This window comes from Roseobacter sp. MED193, from assembly GCF_000152965.1.
Taxonomy (GTDB): Bacteria; Pseudomonadota; Alphaproteobacteria; order Rhodobacterales; family Rhodobacteraceae; genus Pseudophaeobacter.
The window spans coordinates 113,207-130,311 of sequence record NZ_AANB01000012.1; the positions used below are offsets into that span (position 1 = coordinate 113,207).

Genomic DNA, 17,105 nt, shown 5'->3' on the forward strand with positions numbered 1-17,105 from the left:
TGACGATGGTTCAAGTGTGCAATCGTCCATTATTGTTTTTCTTATACGCTTAAATACATCATCTTTGGTATTTCGCCAAGCGTTTTCTGGATTTTGCGCTTGCGTTGCCGAATTCAAAACTAAATGCGCTCAAGGCATCCAAACCAGCGCTCATTGGGGCTGTGCGCGAAAGTGATAGGATTTCAGCCGTGTAAGGTGGCCGTACGCATGCGACGAAAGCGAACAGCCGCGCCCGGTGTCTTTCACCCCTGTCCATGCCAGGCCGGGATCGAGATAATCGCACCGGTTGGCAAAACATGTGCCGGTTGCCAATTGCGCAGACAGCGCCTCGGCCGCGTCCAAATCCGATGTCCAGATGGATGTTGTCAGTCCAAAATCGCTGTCGTTCATCAACGCGATCGCCTGCGCGTCATCCTCGACCGCTATGATGCCAACCACCGGACCAAAGCTCTCTTCGGTCATCACCCGCATATCGTGGGTCACATCGACCAAAACCTGGGGTGCCAAATAGGGGCTGCCGGGCTGGTCAGTCGGAAAGTGTGTCGGGTCAATCAACATGCGCGCACCAGAGGCCACTGCCTCTGCCACCTGCCCACGTACAAAGTCGGCAGCGGTGGTGTTGACCACGGGCCCAAGCGTGGTCTCGGGCAGCGTCGGGTTGCCCAGACGGTAGGCGTTCACATGTTCAACGACCTTGTCGACAAACGACTGAAAAACATCCTTGTGAACGTAAATACGTTCGATGCCGCAACAGGACTGGCCTGAATTGAAAAACGCGCCGTCGACAAGGGATTCGGCGGCAAAGCCGATATTGGCATCCGAGCGCACATAGGCCGGATCCTTGCCGCCCAATTCCAGGTCAATGCCGGAAAAATTCACTGCGTTGACCTGTTGCAGATACCGTCCGACCCCGACAGAGCCAGTAAAGACGATATGATCGTGATGGCCTTCTTCAATGAGGGTTGTGGTGTCGGCGTTAGTCGGCATGATCTGCTGAAACACCCCCTCGGGCAGTCCCGCCGCCGCGAAAGCCTGGGCAAATCGTTCGCCACACACCAGCGTCTGCGCCGAGTGTTTCAGTACAACGGAATTGCCCGCCGCAAGGGCCGGAAAAACCGCGTTTGTTGCAGTCAGAAAAGGAAAATTCCAAGGCGCGATCACAAAAACCGTGCCCAAAGCTTCACGCCGGATGGTGCGCAAGGCCAGCCCGCTTTGCGGCAATGCGTCTTGGTGGAGCGCTTCTGGCGCGATGTCGATCATGTATCGCGCCCGCTCTTCGAGCCCGCCGATTTCACCCGCCGCTTGCGACACCGGACGCCCCATTTGCCAAGAGATTTCAATGGCGATGTCGGAGGCATGCGAGACGAAATGATCAACCGCCCGATGCAGCAAGGCGCAGCGGTCCTCCAGGGACAAGGCAGACCATTTTGCTTGCGCCTGTTTGGCGGCGGCAAATACGCTGCGCGCCTGCGTAACCGAAGTCGCCGGACGCTCTGCGTAGACGCTGCCATCAACCGGTGAAATGCATTTGATCGCATTGGACATGACAATCTCCTGAAGGTGCCTGAGTGGTTTTCGGTACTCTGTCTGGGTCAGAGCACTTCGAAATAGCGTCTGAGTTCCCAATCGGTGACGGCGCGGCCAAACTCACGGGCCTCAAAGATCCGCGAGGCGGAAAAATGCTCGACAAAGGCCTTGCCAAACATCGCGTTGGCCGCTTGGGACGCTCCGAACAATATCCCGGCACTTTCCAGATTGGTCGGCAATTGACGCGTGGTTGGAACATCAAGGTCATAGGCGTTGCCGGTCGCGGCATCGCCGGGCTCAATGCCCTGTTCAATGCCCAACAGCCCCGAGCCTATGGCCGCAGCCATGGACAGGTACGGGTTCACGTCCGACCCCGGAATCCGGTATTCCAGCCGATGCGATTTTTCAGACTCTGGGATGACGCGAATACCCACTGTCCGGTTGTCTACGCCCCAGGTTGCTGATGTCGGTGCCCAATGGCCGGGTGTCAAACGGGCATAACTGTTGATGTTCGGCGCGATCATTGCTGCAAACTCGCGCAGATACGCAAGCTGCCCGCCAAGGAAATGGCGCATCGTCTGGCTCATTCGGTGATCGCCATTGGCGTCGTAAAACCGTGGTGCCCCATCAAGCGACCACAAAGACATATGGGTGTGGCCACTTTGCCCGGACAGGTTCTGGTTCCATTTGGCCATGAATGTCGCCATCAGCCCGCGCTTCTGCGCGAGGATCTTCATGAAGGCCTTGAATATCGATGCCTTGTCGGCCATCGCCAGCGCGCCATCGACCGCAAGTGCGGTTTCAACCACCCCGGGGCCAGTTTCGGCATGCAGCCCTTCCAATTCGATCCCGATCGAGCCGAAAGTGTCCAAAATATCCTGGTACAAGTCTTCCTGAACGATCGATCTGAGAGCTGAATAGCTCATGTTTCCCGGACTCAGGTTTTTCAGGTCCCGAAATCCCTTTTCTTCAAGGCTGTCCGGGGTTTCCTGGAACATGAAGAACTCAAATTCCATCGCTGCTTTGGCAATGAAGCCCATGTCGTGTGCGCGTTGAAGAACCCGGCGCAATACGCCGCGCGGGCAGATCGATTCTGCGCGACCGGAAAACTCTGATGAGAAGAACAACGTTTCATTGTCAAAAGGCAGGATCACGCCGCTTTCGGGAATGATCCGCAGAGTCGCGTCGGGAAACCCGGTATGCCAGCCAGTGAATTTTGAGTTGTCATAAAGCGTATCCGCGACATCCCACCCGAGAACCGCGTCGCAAAACCCATAACCATCCTGAAGGGCCGACAGGAATTTTCCTTGCGCCATGAACTTGCCGCGAAATACGCCATCGACATCGAAAAAACCGACTTTGATGTGCTTGGGATCCTTCTCGGATACATATTGCCGAACCTCTTCGACAGTCTTCAGGTGGAGTTGTTTACCCATCATGTTCCGGTTCCTGAATTAGAGATTGTGGTCTTTGGCAAATGCCCGGAGCGCCTGCGTCAACAAGGCGGCCCAAACAGCGATCTGCCTTTCTGACCGCAAAAGATCGTTTCGGATTTCGACCATTGTGTAAGGCAGACCGCGAGTTTCGGCCTGATTCCGTAGCGTGTGGTCTACCGCATCGAGAGGGGAGTAGGGTTGGTTGTCGCCAACCTCGTATTCCGTGTTGCTCTGGAACCAGTCGATCATAAAGCGGGACATTCCGGACCGCTGATTATAGAGAAACCCCACATGCCATGGGCGGGTTTCGCCGTGAACTTGATCGTTGAAACTGTGCACGGCCACATAGGCAATGCGCTCACCCATCCAACGACGCCGGTCCGTGATTTCACTCAGAGTATTGTGAAAGGGGCGATAGATCGCCTCTTCGCGTTCTAACTTTTCTTCCTTGCCGAGGTTTTCGTTGCCGGACACATTTGATCCGTCGGCCTCGACAACAAATGCACCGGGATGACTGGCGGTTCGATTGCAGTCGAACACCAGCCGGGAATAGCGTTGTAAAACCGCCGGACTGTCCAGTTTTTCGGACAGTTTTTCGGTCAGATGCGCTGCCCCAATATCCCAGGCAATGTGCCGGGATCGCTCTGCCTTGGTCAGCCCAAGAGTGCCAAGCGACTTTGGAATGCGGTTCCCTGCGTGCTCACAACCGAAAACAAACGGACCTTTGCCAGACCCGTTAAGCACTTTCGCCGGGGTAGGTTCCTTTGCTCCCAGCAAAGGTCGCCGGGGCACCGAGCCTTCCTGAAACCCAATGTCCCAGGGGTGCTGATCAAAGACCGACATCGGCGAAGACCTCTGCCATCGTCTCTTCAAGGATATCGAACATTTCGTCGATTTGGTCTTCTGTGATGATGAAGGGCGGTCCAAGAACGATTGAGGCGCCAAGAGGTCGGCAGATCAGACCTTTTTCGAGTGCCTTGTTTGCAATCCGCTCTGAGACCTGCATCTCACCGGGAAGTGCTTCCTTGGTGTCCTTGTTGGCGACAAGTTCGACGGCCCCCATCAGACCAACGCCACGCGCCTCGCCGGCGTATTTGTGCGCGCCAAGTTTGTGCAGACGCTCAAGGAACCGGGGGCTGACGAGGTTGACGTTTTCCAACAATCCCTCGTTTTCCAGAACATCCAGCGCCTTGAGGGCGACCGCGCTGCCCAAGGGGTTGCCTCCTGCAGTAAACCCGTGCGGAAACTCTTCGGCATTCTCGGACACGCGCAGCAACTCGTCGCTGAATTCCTTGCCCAGTATGATCGCGCCCATCGGGAAATACCCGGCGGTGATGCATTTCGACGCGATGATTGCATCAGGCTCCATGTTGTATTTGACGCTGCCCCACATCGCCCCCGTGCGACCAAAGCCACAGATCACCTCATCGGCGACGAAAGGGATGCTGTATTTGCGCAAAATCGGGCGGATCGCCTCGAAATACCCTTCTGATGGTGGAATGACGCCGCCCGCACCCATCACTGGTTCGGCAAACATGCCAGCGATGGTGTCGGGCCCTTCCTTGATGATCAGCTCTTCCAGGTTGCGCGCCAGCCGTTGCGAAAACTCCAGTTCGCTTTCGCCCCCCAACCCATATCGCCAGTAATGCGGGCAATCCGCGTGCAAAAAACCCGGCAGCGGCAATCCGAACTCGGCATTGTATGATTTGCCTGTCATCGACGCGGACGCCACCGTCACCCCGTGATAGGCATTCAGCCGTGTGATGATCTTGCGCCGCTGAGGCTGACCATTGCGACGGTGCAGCATCCACAGCATCTTGACCATGGTGTCATTCGCCTCGGATCCTGAGTTGGTGTAATACACCTTGCCCGCGTCAAAGGGTGAGACATCAATCAGCTTTTCCGACAACGCAACGGTCGTATCTGCGATACGTCCGAAAAACGCATGATATCCGGGGAACCGGCGGGCTTGCTCGCAGATCGTGTCGATAAGCCCCTGATGATTGAACCCGGCAACATTGTTCCACAGGCCGGAATTCGCATCCATGTAACTTTTGCCGTGAACGTCGAACACATAAATACCTTCACCGTGCGACAGAACCACCGGGCCATTTGAGTTCAGTGTGCCGAGGTCGGTAAAGCCGTGAAAGACATTCGTCATATCTCTCTGTTCCCACGAATTGGAGGCCTGCTTGTTCATCGGTCGATTCCCTTTAGTGTTCTTTTAGGTGCTAAAAATACATAACGAGACTTTTGCACTTTGGTCAACTAAAAAAACATATCCTGCCAAACTTGACGCAAGGGGTGCCGCAACGCGCCCTTCATTGTCCGGTTTGGAGAAACCCATTGCGGTGAAGTAACCCGGTTGTCGCGAACGCGTACACCGAATTGAGTTTTCGGCGCGCAACGGCTGAGCGGGCAATAGCTGACTCTGTCAGCGCCCTTTACGTAGGGACGCCCTGCGGCGCAATTACCGCCTCGATTTTGGTCAATGTGACGCCAGCAAATGGCTGGTCTCGCGACATCCTTTGTATAGCAGCGATCAGAGTGCTGCGTATGCGAGCAAATGCTGCGTATGCAATAGCCGCACCTGCATAGGTCGGCTTCGTCCCGCATCTTACCAGTTTGTGCACCGCGCAGCGAATGGCCGCAATCGTCGCGCATTATTGAGTCTAGTTGGGCAAATAAAACTCAGCGATTCCGCGTCTGCCATCTACCCGCACCAATTGGACGATGACATCGATCGACTTCTGAATGTACTGCCGCACCTCAGCGAAGTTCAACGGCGTGCCCGCTTGCAAGACCATTATTGCTAAACGATCTATTGCGAGCTCAGCTGTTTCCGCATGGATGGTTGAGACTGACCCGCCGTGTCCGGTGTTGATCGCTTCAAGATAGGTCAAGGCTTCGTCCCCGCGCAGTTCCCCAACGATAATTCGGTCAGGGCGCATCCGCAAAGAAGCTTGCAAAAGCGCGTTCGAACTTCTCTGTGTGCCAGTGCCGCGACTTGCCAGCAGGGCTACGGTGTTGGGTTGGCTAGGGAACAGTTCAAACGCATCTTCAATCGTGATTAGCCGTTCGCCATCATCGACATGAGTAAGGAGATGTCGGGCAAAGGTGGTCTTGCCTGTCGACGTGCCACCACTGATCAAGACATTGAGCCTTTGATGTACTAGGGCCTCCAACGCTGCTTCAAGGTTCTCTTCAGCTTGGTTGGCAATGCCCTTCATCTTTTCAGCTCTCAACTGGTCGAGCGAAACAGCTTTGCCAAAAAGATAGGATGGTGTGTACCCCGTGACGCCCGCAGTTGCGAACAAACGGATTGTGATCGAAGCGCCCTGTTCAATGGCAGGTGGAACCGCGACCTGAACGCGCAGCGGGCGGCCTCCGTATTCAACTTTTCCGGATACCAGTGGGTTTTTCTCTGACACGCGGGCATTGGCATCACCGACGATTGTCTGTGCCAAATTGAATGCCGTGGCGCGGTCTACGATTTGACCTTCATGACGCATTGCCGCGTCACCTGCGGCTTCGATCCAGACTTTGCCATCAGGATTGATTGCAATCTCGACGATGTCGTCGCGCAGTAGCAGCTCCCGAAACGGTTCAAGATATCGCTCCAAGTATGACGCAGGCAGGGGCGATTGGCTCAATAGATCACCACATCGCGGTCGACGAGGACGGTCACGGATGCACCTTGATCAATATAGATAGTGGGTGAGATCGAGACTTGCTCAGCGATCACAGATCCCACGGCATCTTCGAGGTCACCAGAAACCCCCTCAAGTACTTCGCTGGCTATTTCATTGTCGGTACTGTTTGCGGCGACAGCAGGTGCTGCGCCAATGAGCGAGATCAGAGCCGCGCCACCAAAGCGTTCAGCGAACTTTGTGTCGACGATCCCAGTTAACCCAGAGCGTCCAAGCTGGTCGCCGCCAACGGAGGCGATTTCTATCGACGTCCCATCGGGGGTCAGAACGCGTGTCCAAAGGATCAGGATGCGTTTTTGGTTCAACTCAATTCCGGAACGGTATTGGCCAAAAAGGCGGGAGCCGCGCGGGATCAGGATCTGATCGCCAGAAAACGCAGGCACCGGTTCAGACACAACCGCCACAACAGAGCCGGGCAGGTCGCTGTTGATTGCTGTTTGCAAGGCAGCTTGAATGACAGAGCCTTGTGAAAGCGTTCGCTCTGGGAAGGCCATTTGGGACGCTTCTTGCACGTCCAACGGCCGTGCGCCTTGTCGCAAGTACTGCTCGTTTTCAGACAGGGTTGGTCCATCCGCTCCTGCCAATGCAGCAGTGGGATTTGTTCCGCCAGCGGATGTGGACCGCGGGCCATCCGCATAAACGACCGAGGGAGAGACGATCTGCGCGTTTAGCAGTTCTTGGGCGGCCTGCTCCACTTCGCGCTGACGCTGCTCTTCTTCCTGGCGTTGGCGTTCTTCGAGCAACCGCTGATCTGCAATCAATCCATCGCGTGCCATCTCTGCCTCGAGCCCTTCGCGCTGCGCACGTTCTGCATCCAACATCGCTTGTAGTCCTGCCAAACGTGCTTCGCTCTGCCGCTGCGCGTTTTCTATCTCGGTATCTTTGGCAGCAATGGAGGCTTCAAGCGCGTCTGTCTGGACTTGGAATGCTTCTCGCAGATCTGAGACAGCTTCTTGGATTTCGGCGTTGCGGGCCGATTGGCTGGCGGCAAGAGCTTCCCTTAGTTTTGCGATTTCTTCGAGCACTGCGGCACTGGGTTCTGCAGCTGGGACAGGGGACGGAACATCGAGTGCCTCTTCAACCGCGATCAGTGCATCATTAACCTGCTGTTCCGCTTCATCCGGTGGGAATTCTAATCTGCCACCATTTCCGGTGCGTTGGTCTTGGAACGTCTCGACGTCGGATGTTTCTAAGCCTGTTGTTCCTTCCTGCAGATTGGTCGCCAGCAAATAGGCAGCACCACCTCCGCCAAGCGCAAGGGCGATCGCCAATGCCCCGACCCCAATGTTGCCGCCACGGCGTTTGGTCTTGTTCTTTTGACTGAACGTGCTGAGGCGGTCCCGCAGGTCGGGTGTGTTCTCGTCTGCCATGTTCAGTTGCTCACATAAATTGCGCTGTCATCGCGCAAGGCGCAGATGGCCTCATCGCCAATGCGAAGAGTCCAGAATTCGTTCACCCCGAGCACCCGCACCGTGTTGCCTTGCTGGGTCCAGTTTACTGTGCGCTCGCGGCCTTGCTCGTCGGCCTTAAAAACTGCGGGTTGGCGGCCGTTTTCAGGAAAGGTGAAATACGTATAGCGCCCGTCGTCGTAGATATGGGTTGGGCGGAAATCGCCCTCGCCCGCGACGCGGTAGCTGTAGTTGCGAGGGGCCTCAAAGCCTTTGGGTTGGGTACTGGCTGCTGCCGCGCGACGCTCATCCTCTGGATACCGAAACCGCACTTCGAAAAACATGCCCGAGCGACCCGGAATGGCCCCTTCACGCAAATGGAAAGAATATGTTCGGCGGTTAGTGATCACCGTCATGTTGGTTGAGGCCCCTTGGACATGGGGCTTGATGGTCAGGACATTGCCAAGCTCGGGGATCGGATCGACTTGGAAACTCTCGGTGTCGCCAACGATGACGACGTCAAACCGTTCGCCCTGCCCAAAGTGGATAGTCGTTGAATGACGCAAGTCGGTTTCAATCACGAAGACTTGGTTCTCAACGTAAGTTGCGGTGCGCACACGATTGTCGAGCGGCCCGCTTCGCGGAACGGTCTCGGACATTGCAGGGGACGCCGATAGCAAAGCGGCAGCACAAATCAAACAGGCAGCGGTGTTCAAGGGATCAGTTCTCCAAAGTCTCGGCGTCGACGCGGTAAGAGGTGACCACGAAGCCCATGGGGTTGGCCCATACGTCCTGCAGGCGTTGGCGGGTTTCAGGTTCAAAGGCGTAGCCAACAGTGGCCACGTAGCTGCGGGTCACCGAGCGGGTGTCGCGCGCGCGGCGCAGAGTGCGGGTAAAACGCACTTGCGCCACGCCGGGCTCGATCTGGTTCACAGATTTGATCACCACTTCGATCACGGCATCGCGGCCATAAACGGCAATCGGGTAGTCTTCGTTGGACGAGGTCCAAAGATCGCGCAAGGTGCGTGCGGCATCCCCGTCTGATCGTTCGAGGACAGAATTGATCCGTTGTTCGCCGTCCGTCAGATCGTAGGTCTCTCGATCATCCACATAGGCCACAAGATTGGCTTGGATGATGGCATCGCTCTCAGATAAGGACAGAGCTTGAACGGCAGCGACGCGGTCCATTTGGCCGGTTTCTTTGTCGACAACGACGACAAAGGTTTCAATCGATTTGAGCGGGAACAAGCTTGCACCAGCGACTATTCCTGCCAGCCCGACCAGAACGCCAGCTGCCGCCACAAAATAGGCAAATCGTTCGCGCCTGCGTGGGCCGTAGATAAAATCCACCGCAAAGGCGTCGCTTTGGTCTTGGCTAGTTTGACTCTTCATTTTTGGTGTTGGTCTTTCGTTATGGGGCGCGGAAAGATTTGACGGTGTTGAGCGCTGTTGCCGGTGTTCGACGGATCGCTTCGCCCGTTTTGACAACGCCGCTGTTCACCGCTTGCTGGAGTTCTTGTGGTGATTTGCCCGTTGCGAAGCGCGTGGCACTGCCTGTGCCATAGTCGCTTGTGTTGACGATACCACGGCGCGCCAGACCGGTCAGGCCGACAGCGTTGGACGCAATACCCATCACGCCGGTTAGGTTGGAAGCAATGTAAGGGACGGATGCCATAATTCCGGCGCTGAGCAGTAGAATGACCAAGAATGGCAAGATGAGGCTCACCGTTTCGACATCGACTGGATCGGCGGACGCATCGCCGATGGCTTCTGCGATCGCAACGATGATGCCAGCAGCACCCGCAGCGGCGACGGGCATCAAGGCGTAGCCGATGGTCGCACGGCTCCAGGCCTCAAAAAGGGATTGGGTTGGCTTGAACAGCGATGTGATGATCATGAAAGGGGCAATTACGATCATCAGCGCAAAGACGATTTTGGCGAAGGCGATGATCCCAGCGGTAACGGCTGCGAAGAGTGCGGAGAGCACAAAGAAGATCGCGCCAAGCACGGCTCCAAAGACCCAGCCTGCTTGATCACCGATGGTGTCGCCGTAGGCTGTGATGCGAGCCACCATGTTGTCGAGGCTCTCATAGACGCCAGCCTCGTCGCCAGATCCCGTGAGGGCGAGAATGGATGCGCCGACGGAGTCCGGCACTTGTGTCGCAATGCCGTAGATGACGCTGAAATTATCCCAACTCTGCGCAAAGATAGCGACCAGCGAAATCTTGATCCCAAACGCAAACGCGCTGCCAAAGGTCATGGGTCTGAGCTGCATCACGACATTGATGCCGAGCAAGATAAGGAGCAGGATGGCACCTGCAGTGATGACATCGCCAACGGCGGCTGCAGATGAGATGAACCCTTCTTGCGCGACGCTGTCGACAGCTGCATCGACCTGGTCGAGGATATCGCGAATAATGCCCATCTATTATGAACAACCCTCTGCGTGCTCGGCCTCGAGCGCATCGGCCATGGCATAGAGGTCGAGGACCTTGAACGGCAGGCGCGGGTTGTCAGTCGTCTGAAAGCGCGGCAGTTCTGCGAGAGCCATGTCCCATGTGAAATCGCTCAAGGGACAATCACAGGTCTCAGTTTCCAACTGCCGTTCGGCAACGAGAATACGCAATATCGCACGATAGCCGTTACGCAGATAAGCGGTCTCCGCGAGACCAGCAGGAGGGCGTGGAACGCGGCAGAATTCCTCGGCATCTGGTGCGACGGCCATTGAATTGAAAGGCTTAGGCCCGCCTGATGTTGTGCCCGGTGTTTCTGCAAAGGCGGGTATAGGCTGCGTGAGAAGCAGAGCTGTTATGATCAATCTGAACGCAGGTGAGACGCGCATCATCATGGATCCACCGCCATTGATCTGAACCGGCGCTCGTCAGCCAGTGTAGCCGCATCAACAACGCCAAGCTGTCCAGCGCTGACACCTTGCGCCGCTTCCAAACGCCAGATTTGTGTGAGGATGATCCCGAGTTCCGCCGTGACCCGTGTGTTAAGATCAACAGCCGCTTTCAAGCCGTCCTGATCGTCGATCAAGCCAACCATTGTTTCAAGCCGCTCCAGACTTTGCCCAGCTTCTGCATGGCTTTCTTGAGCCGCGACTGACAACATCGCGCTAGCGCCTGCTGAGGTCGCGATGCGATTGTCGGCGGGTTCCGGCGAGGAAGAAAGGGTGCTCAATGTCTCTGATGTGAACCCGCTGCCGGATAGAACCCGTTCGACCGAGGCTTCCAGTTCAGCGCCGGGATTGAAGCCGCTCAGGAAATCGCCGTCCGCCAAAGCCCGTGCCGTGTTTAAAGGTGCGACGAGCTTACCCCGCAAGGCCCGGAATTCTTCGATCGATGCGAAGAGGCCGCTCAATCCGCTGCCTTCGATCAGAGATGTGAGTTGGGCTTCCAAGTTCAGCAGTTGAGACAGCTGCGTCTCCAGCTCCAACCGCATCGTCGCCAACTGTTGCAGCTGCACGTTGAGATCTTCAGCCATGTGTTCAAGTTGGGCAACCAGCTGACCAAGTTGCGATCCATCGAAGGTTGGAACACCTTGTGCCTTTGCGGGTGACGATACACCGAGGGTGGTTATCACCGCGACGGAAAGAAGAAGTTGTTTCAATTTGGCACTCCCATTTGCATGAATTCACGCTCGGATAGGCGGTCCGCGACCAGATGTTGGGCATGGGTCGCTTCGCGTTGTTGATTGGCTGCCATCAGCCTGACGCGCAGATTTAGGATGCGGGCGATTTCAGCTTTGGCGTAGGTGTTGAGTTCCCACGCGGCTTTCGCATTTGGTTGGGCGTCGATTTGCAGAATGATCGCGCGCAGGCGGTTGATGACCTGCATCGTCGTGGCGTGGCTGCTTGCCGCATAATAGACGCCTGCATCCGAGATGTTGGCGTATTCAGCGAGGGCGAAATCTGAGGATGACAATGTGCCAAGCGCGTCTGCCCCGCCGACAACCGCGAGGTATTCGTTGTAGAACTTGGAGATATTGCGCACGTAGCCTTGGGTCTCGGTAAACGGTGGCACGCCGCCATACTCAATCACGCGTCCGGGGCCAGCGTTATAGGCCGCGAGCGCATGCGGGATATTGCCAAAGCGGTTCAACTGGGTCGTGATGTAGCGCGCACCACCACGCAGATTATCCATTGGATCATATGGATTTACGCCCAAGTCTGACGCCGTGCCGGGCATAAGTTGGGTTAAACCATAAGCACCAACATGACTTTCGGCGGTGATGTTAAACCGGCTTTCCTGTTTGATCAGTGCCTGAAACAAGCAGCGCCATTGCGTGGCGGAAAGACCAGCCCGTGCGACGCCTGGTGCGCCAGCATATTCGCCTGCAACGCGCACAATCATCATTTCGACGGTTTCGCGCCCCTCGCCAAAGAGACGGCTGTTCATCGGGCTTGTATCGATGTTGGGATAGACCGAGGCGACACCAAAATCAGCGTTGCCCTCAAGGGCGCTGATATCAAAGCCCGGACCGGTCATGGCCGCGGAAATGGCTTCAAGCGTGCGCAGCTGATCTGCTTGCACGTCGGCGATGGAAGAACGCTCGGCCTCTTTGTCACCTTGGGTTCCTAAGTCCTGAACCAATGCGGTCACCCGCGCGATGGTTTGCCCGATCGCAGCATTGTCTTGCGTTGGGACACCTTGGGCGAAGCCCGAGGTTGCATGCATACAGAGGCAAAGCCCGGCACTTATGATTGCAGGGCGGATCATTCTGGGCGCGGCAGGGCTTCGAATGTGCAGTCTTTGCCATTCGCGCCTGAAACGGGTGCCGTAGCCGCAAACGAGATTGTCGCGCGTGAGACAACTGGCTCACCACTTCGATCAAAGCAGGGCGACGTTCTCTCGGTGTATTGCTCGCAGGCCGATAGCGACACCGATGCTGATAGCAAGAGGAGGATTTGGAAATGTCTCATTGGGGTCTCCAAAAATCGGGGTTTGATCGCCAGTCGGCTGGCACGCGAGCCTCACCCGTGGCACCGCCGCCCAAAATTGGTAGCAAGTCGCCAAGAGCACAGAGATCAGCATCGACAAAAACGCTGTCGCCTGCCGAGCGCACCAGCGCGATACGTTGACCAATGGTGGGTTGGACGAGCAAAGCAGCTTCCTTGGAGTTCACGCGCAGAAAATCGTAATCGGCCACCGTGGCGCGGTCGTTGGGAAACAGGATCTGCGTCGGGACGGTTTCAACAATGGTTTTGCCAACGCGGCTGTCGCGCAACTGGCTGGGGTACTGCGTCATCATGATCACGACGCAGTTCATCTTGCGCAGGGTCACGAGCCAGTTTTCCAACCGTGCGCCGAAATAAGGATCATCCAGTAGTTTCCACGCCTCGTCCAAGACGATGATGGTGGGTCGACGGTCTTCAACTACGCGTTCAATCTGGCGGAAAATGTATGAAAGCACAGCCATGCGCTCCGTTGTCATGTCGAGGATCTCAGTCATATCAAACCCGACGATGTCGCCAGAGAGATCGAGGCGCTGCCCACGGTCGGGTTCATCAAATACCCAGCCAAACCGACCGCCGGGGGCCCATTCTGCGACGCGGGACTGCAGCTCGCCATCATCATCCAAGGACTGGAACAAGGTTTCAAAGCTGGCAAAGCGCTGTAAGGCTGCGCCAGCATCTGCATTCTGTGTTACCGCACCCTGGATGTGGCGCGATTGTTCTCCGGATAAGGCACCGCTGCGCGTCAGCAAGGTGGCCAACCAATCGGATAACCAAGCGCGTCCGCGTTCATCGATTTCAGAGGCGAGCGGGTTGAGGCCTGTGGGCACGCCTGCGCGGATTTCATTGTAACGGCCACCCAAAGCTCGGACTGCCATTTCCAAGCCGCGATCTTTGTCAAAGAAGAACAGGCGTGCGCCGATCCGTTGCGCTTGCGCGGTGAGGAAGGCAGTCGTCAATGTTTTGCCAGTTCCCGTGCGCCCTAAAACCAGTGTGTGGCCCACAGTAGGTTCTTTGCTTGCAGAACCCGCTTCGTGGAAGTTGAAACGGTAGCCTGATGTACCCACTGTTGGCAGAACCGCAATGCTCTGACCCCACGGGCTCTCGTCATTGCTACGCCCTTCAACACTGCCGTGAAGGGCTGCAAAATCAGAAAAATTGGTCGATGAGATTGGTGTCTTTCGGGCGCGATAGCCAAAGTTGCCCGGGCTCTGTGCAAAATAGGTGGCTTTCAGCGCCATGTTTTCGCGCACGATCACAGCCATGATTTCTTGGCCGACCCGTTTGATCTGTGCGGCGGCGCGTTCAAGTGTGTCGCGGTCAGGCGCATAGACGGCGATGGAAAGGTGATGGTCGCCAAAGGCGATGCGTCCCGCCTCTTGATCGTCTGCAGCCAAGGCCAATTGGTCGCGCAATGACACGGCGGCATCATCTGACGCATGCATCTGTCTGATGATGCGCTGGATGCGCTCGGCCATGATGTTGTTCGGGATTGGACTGAATGAATTGGTCAGTACGATATCGAGAGGCAGATCTAACGCATCGAGAAGCGTCACGTCTGTCAGTGCGGGATAGGATTTGATGCTAAAGAGCGCGCCATATTTGACGGCACCTGTTGTGGCACATGTAATCGTCGCCACATCTCCATCGAACGTCGCGCGGCAATCACTGATGGTATGAGACAGGGGCAGGGGGCTTTGACCAAATGCGATGGGTGAAAAGCTGCCTGCGTTGAGCGTGTTCAGATACCCGAGCCATTCACCGCCCGTCTTTGTTAAGCGAACAGGGTTTGCCGAAGAGAGGGCCACCGCAAAGAAGCCCATAACCTCGTTGAGCTCTTGAACACGCGCTGCGCGGTCTTTGACCCAAGCTTTGCGGGCGAGTGCGCGCAAAAATGGGATGCGGGCTGCGAGATTGGGGCGGCGAATGACGCTGAGATACATCTGCCGCTTGGAAGGTCGCAGGCCTTTGATGTGAGCTGCCCAACGGGCATCGACTTGGGACGCGAAGGTATCACCCTCGACGGGCTTAAGGTCTAAGTTTTGTGGAACAGAGACGCGGTGGATGTAAAAACCGAACGTATTCCCGGTTTGGGCCACGATTGCGGCAACCGCGCGCTTGAGCGCATCAAGGCGATCGTCCTCGGTAGTCATCGGGTTCAGACCATCAAGGCGTAGGGTTGCCAGAAGATCGCCTTCGCGCAGCACCATCACATCGTCCGTTGCCAAAGCAAAATAGGGCAGGTGCTCCGCAAGGTAGCTTTCACGGGCAAATCCTGTTCCCCCAGCTTCACGCACCGCAGGGCCGATGCCGCTCAAAGTTCCACCATCAAGCGCCAAAGCTGTCACCCCCATGATGTGCGCGGTTTTTGGTCGGGCGCACGGTGCCAAAGGAGATGCGCAGCACTTCAAAGAAATGAGGCTCTTTGTCCGCAACGAACCAAAGGACTGGATAGGCAATGATCCCGATCAGGAAAAAGATCAGAGATTTCGTCCAGATAAACGGCAGAACGACCCCCATGGCCAAGACCACCAGATATCCGACAGGGAGACCCAGATACTTGGGTGGCCGTGCAAGGCCGAGGAAAAGTGGGGAACGTTCTGCCATCAAATGATTTTCCTGCTCAGTTAAAATTATGGAACCGTAGGGGGCTGAGAGGCAGCGTTTGCGAAGCAGAACGCGTTCGAGACCCCCGAAGGTCTCGTGATTGCAGGAAAGTCATCCTGCTCTGCCTGCTCTTAGGTGAACCCATCTACGATTGTGCCCGCCGAGAAAATCAAAACGATCCCGATTATCACGGAAGCGAACCATCCCCAGTTCAGCCGCCCCATCATGCACATGAACCCCGTGCCAATGACCGCCAGTGTGGCCACGGCAATGCCAATTGGTCCCGTGAGTGCGGCTTCGACCGTTTCCAGCATCGTTTGAATGGGCGACAAGTCTTGCGCGAAGGCAGGGGAGGCAAGGAGCGCTAAGGTTGCGACCATGAGTGGCAAGTATCGTGAGTGGTGTCTTGGCATGAAAATGTCCTTGATCAGTTCAGTTCAATAATGACGGGAGCGCGTGTGGGTGCTGTATTGGCGACGCGGATTGGTGCTGGCTGCGACGTTCCACCGGACAGCCGTTCACGAATGTCGTGGATGCGTGCAATGTAGGCGCGTGTTTCAGAAAACGGCGGTACGCCTGAGTATTGCTCAACGCGATGGGGCCCAGCGTTATAGGCGGCTAAGGCAAGTTCGACGCTTCGGAATTCTGCCAGTTGGGTTAGCAGGTAGCGTGCTGCGCCGTCGAGGTTCTGAGAGATATCGCGGGGATCCACACCAAGCTCGCGTGCCGTAGCAGGCATCAATTGCCCTAAGCCATAGGCACCCTTGGGGCTGATGGCAGTCGGATTGTAACTGCTCTCCGCTTCAATCATCGCTTGAAACAGAACGTGCCAGTCTCGCGTCGAAAGGCCTGCTTGCGCGATGGCCCTGTTGTTTTGGTGCCGGCTGGCCGTCTGACGAATGAGTGAGAGAACTTGGGCAGAGGCTCCCGCCGCAGGCGCAATTGGTGCAACGGCAACAGGTTGCGCTTCCACAGCATCGTCGGACGTGGCCCAGCTCGGGCGTGTTCTGTGAAACGTCCACCCAGACGCCGTAGCCGTTCCGTCAGCGCGAAAGGCTAGAACGTCAGCCGTTGCCCTCGAGGGTAATGTTGTAGTCAGCACCAAAGCGCAAATCGCGCCCGTCGCCAAACTCGAGATGGTGTTTGAAAAGCCCCGGCCAGATATTGAAGTATCGCGCTTCTGGCCCGAGAGGCGTGATCCGCGTGGACACAAGAATGGCTTCGGGTTCGCCCTCACGCAGGTAGATGCACTGGTAGCGCGGCTTGCCATCGTCCGTGAACCCCACGAGTTCATACCGGCAGCGGAACGCAACTTCCCTCTTTTGAAGGTCTTTGACCCCATCGAGTGTGATCAAGATTTGATTGCGCGCTATCGGCATTTGGACTCTCCCCCTGAGAGCCCTTCTAGTCCGACCTAGTACAAGCGGAAAGACACATTGAGTCAATATGATATATTGCAGAATTTAACAAAATGCTAAAC

The 17,105-nt window shown here is 56.4% G+C and carries 17 protein-coding genes; all 17 read right to left on the reverse strand.

All coding sequences use genetic code 11. From position 1 onward, the window contains the following. Window positions 1–150 precede the first annotated feature (150 nt). Entirely contained in the window at window positions 151–1,545 is a 1,395-nt protein-coding gene (locus tag MED193_RS01685; RefSeq protein WP_009807894.1) for an aldehyde dehydrogenase family protein, read from the reverse strand. Between the two features lie 47 nt (window positions 1,546–1,592). Continuing rightward, complete coding sequence (locus MED193_RS01690; protein WP_009807895.1) at window positions 1,593–2,963, reverse strand: glutamine synthetase family protein; 1,371 nt, start codon at window positions 2,961–2,963, stop codon at window positions 1,593–1,595. A gap of 18 nt (window positions 2,964–2,981) precedes the next feature. Beyond that, complete coding sequence (locus tag MED193_RS01695; RefSeq protein WP_009807897.1) at window positions 2,982–3,806, reverse strand: N-formylglutamate amidohydrolase; 825 nt, start codon at window positions 3,804–3,806, stop codon at window positions 2,982–2,984. Beyond that, on the reverse strand, window positions 3,793–5,163 hold the full coding sequence (locus MED193_RS01700) for an aminotransferase (protein WP_009807898.1): 1,371 nt from the start codon (window positions 5,161–5,163) through the stop codon (window positions 3,793–3,795). The genes MED193_RS01695 and MED193_RS01700 overlap by 14 nt, the downstream gene beginning before the upstream one ends. 472 nt (window positions 5,164–5,635) lie before the next feature. Continuing rightward, entirely contained in the window at window positions 5,636–6,586 is a 951-nt protein-coding gene (locus tag MED193_RS01705) for a CpaF family protein (protein ID WP_009807899.1), read from the reverse strand. A 26-nt stretch (window positions 6,587–6,612) separates the two neighbouring features. Beyond that, window positions 6,613–8,043 carry a TrbI/VirB10 family protein gene (locus MED193_RS01710; RefSeq protein WP_009807900.1) on the reverse strand — a complete coding sequence of 477 codons (1,431 nt, stop codon included), beginning with the start codon at window positions 8,041–8,043 and terminating at the stop codon, window positions 6,613–6,615. Between the two features lie 2 nt (window positions 8,044–8,045). After that, complete coding sequence (locus MED193_RS01715) at window positions 8,046–8,720, reverse strand: TrbG/VirB9 family P-type conjugative transfer protein (RefSeq protein ID WP_050757561.1); 675 nt, start codon at window positions 8,718–8,720, stop codon at window positions 8,046–8,048. A 61-nt stretch (window positions 8,721–8,781) separates the two neighbouring features. Further along, a complete protein-coding gene (locus tag MED193_RS01720; RefSeq protein WP_009807902.1) occupies window positions 8,782–9,453 on the reverse strand; it encodes a virB8 family protein in 672 nt (223 codons plus the stop codon). A gap of 19 nt (window positions 9,454–9,472) precedes the next feature. Then, window positions 9,473–10,486 carry a type IV secretion system protein gene (locus tag MED193_RS01725; RefSeq protein WP_009807903.1) on the reverse strand — a complete coding sequence of 338 codons (1,014 nt, stop codon included), beginning with the start codon at window positions 10,484–10,486 and terminating at the stop codon, window positions 9,473–9,475. 3 nt (window positions 10,487–10,489) lie between these two features. Next, window positions 10,490–10,909, reverse strand: coding sequence for a hypothetical protein (locus MED193_RS01730; RefSeq protein ID WP_245812279.1), 420 nt, complete (start codon window positions 10,907–10,909; stop codon window positions 10,490–10,492). After that, window positions 10,906–11,673 carry a type IV secretion system protein gene (locus MED193_RS01735; protein WP_039965697.1) on the reverse strand — a complete coding sequence of 256 codons (768 nt, stop codon included), beginning with the start codon at window positions 11,671–11,673 and terminating at the stop codon, window positions 10,906–10,908. Before MED193_RS01735 ends, MED193_RS01730 begins: the two co-directional genes overlap by 4 nt. Next, window positions 11,670–12,782: a lytic transglycosylase domain-containing protein gene (locus MED193_RS01740; RefSeq protein WP_039965699.1), complete on the reverse strand. Its 1,113-nt coding sequence runs from the start codon at window positions 12,780–12,782 to the stop codon at window positions 11,670–11,672. The genes MED193_RS01735 and MED193_RS01740 overlap by 4 nt, the downstream gene beginning before the upstream one ends. Window positions 12,783–12,981: 199 nt before the next feature. Continuing rightward, complete coding sequence (locus MED193_RS01745; protein ID WP_009807907.1) at window positions 12,982–15,372, reverse strand: type IV secretion system protein B4; 2,391 nt, start codon at window positions 15,370–15,372, stop codon at window positions 12,982–12,984. Continuing rightward, window positions 15,347–15,625: a type IV secretion system protein VirB3 gene (locus MED193_RS01750; RefSeq protein WP_007121039.1), complete on the reverse strand. Its 279-nt coding sequence runs from the start codon at window positions 15,623–15,625 to the stop codon at window positions 15,347–15,349. The genes MED193_RS01745 and MED193_RS01750 overlap by 26 nt, the downstream gene beginning before the upstream one ends. 131 nt (window positions 15,626–15,756) lie before the next feature. Beyond that, window positions 15,757–16,038 carry a TrbC/VirB2 family protein gene (locus MED193_RS01755; protein WP_039965702.1) on the reverse strand — a complete coding sequence of 94 codons (282 nt, stop codon included), beginning with the start codon at window positions 16,036–16,038 and terminating at the stop codon, window positions 15,757–15,759. A gap of 14 nt (window positions 16,039–16,052) precedes the next feature. Then, window positions 16,053–16,727, reverse strand: coding sequence for a lytic transglycosylase domain-containing protein (locus tag MED193_RS23315; RefSeq protein ID WP_279291309.1), 675 nt, complete (start codon window positions 16,725–16,727; stop codon window positions 16,053–16,055). Continuing rightward, window positions 16,690–17,004, reverse strand: coding sequence for a hypothetical protein (locus tag MED193_RS01765; RefSeq protein WP_007121036.1), 315 nt, complete (start codon window positions 17,002–17,004; stop codon window positions 16,690–16,692). Before MED193_RS01765 ends, MED193_RS23315 begins: the two co-directional genes overlap by 38 nt. Between the last annotated feature and the right edge of the window lie 101 nt (window positions 17,005–17,105).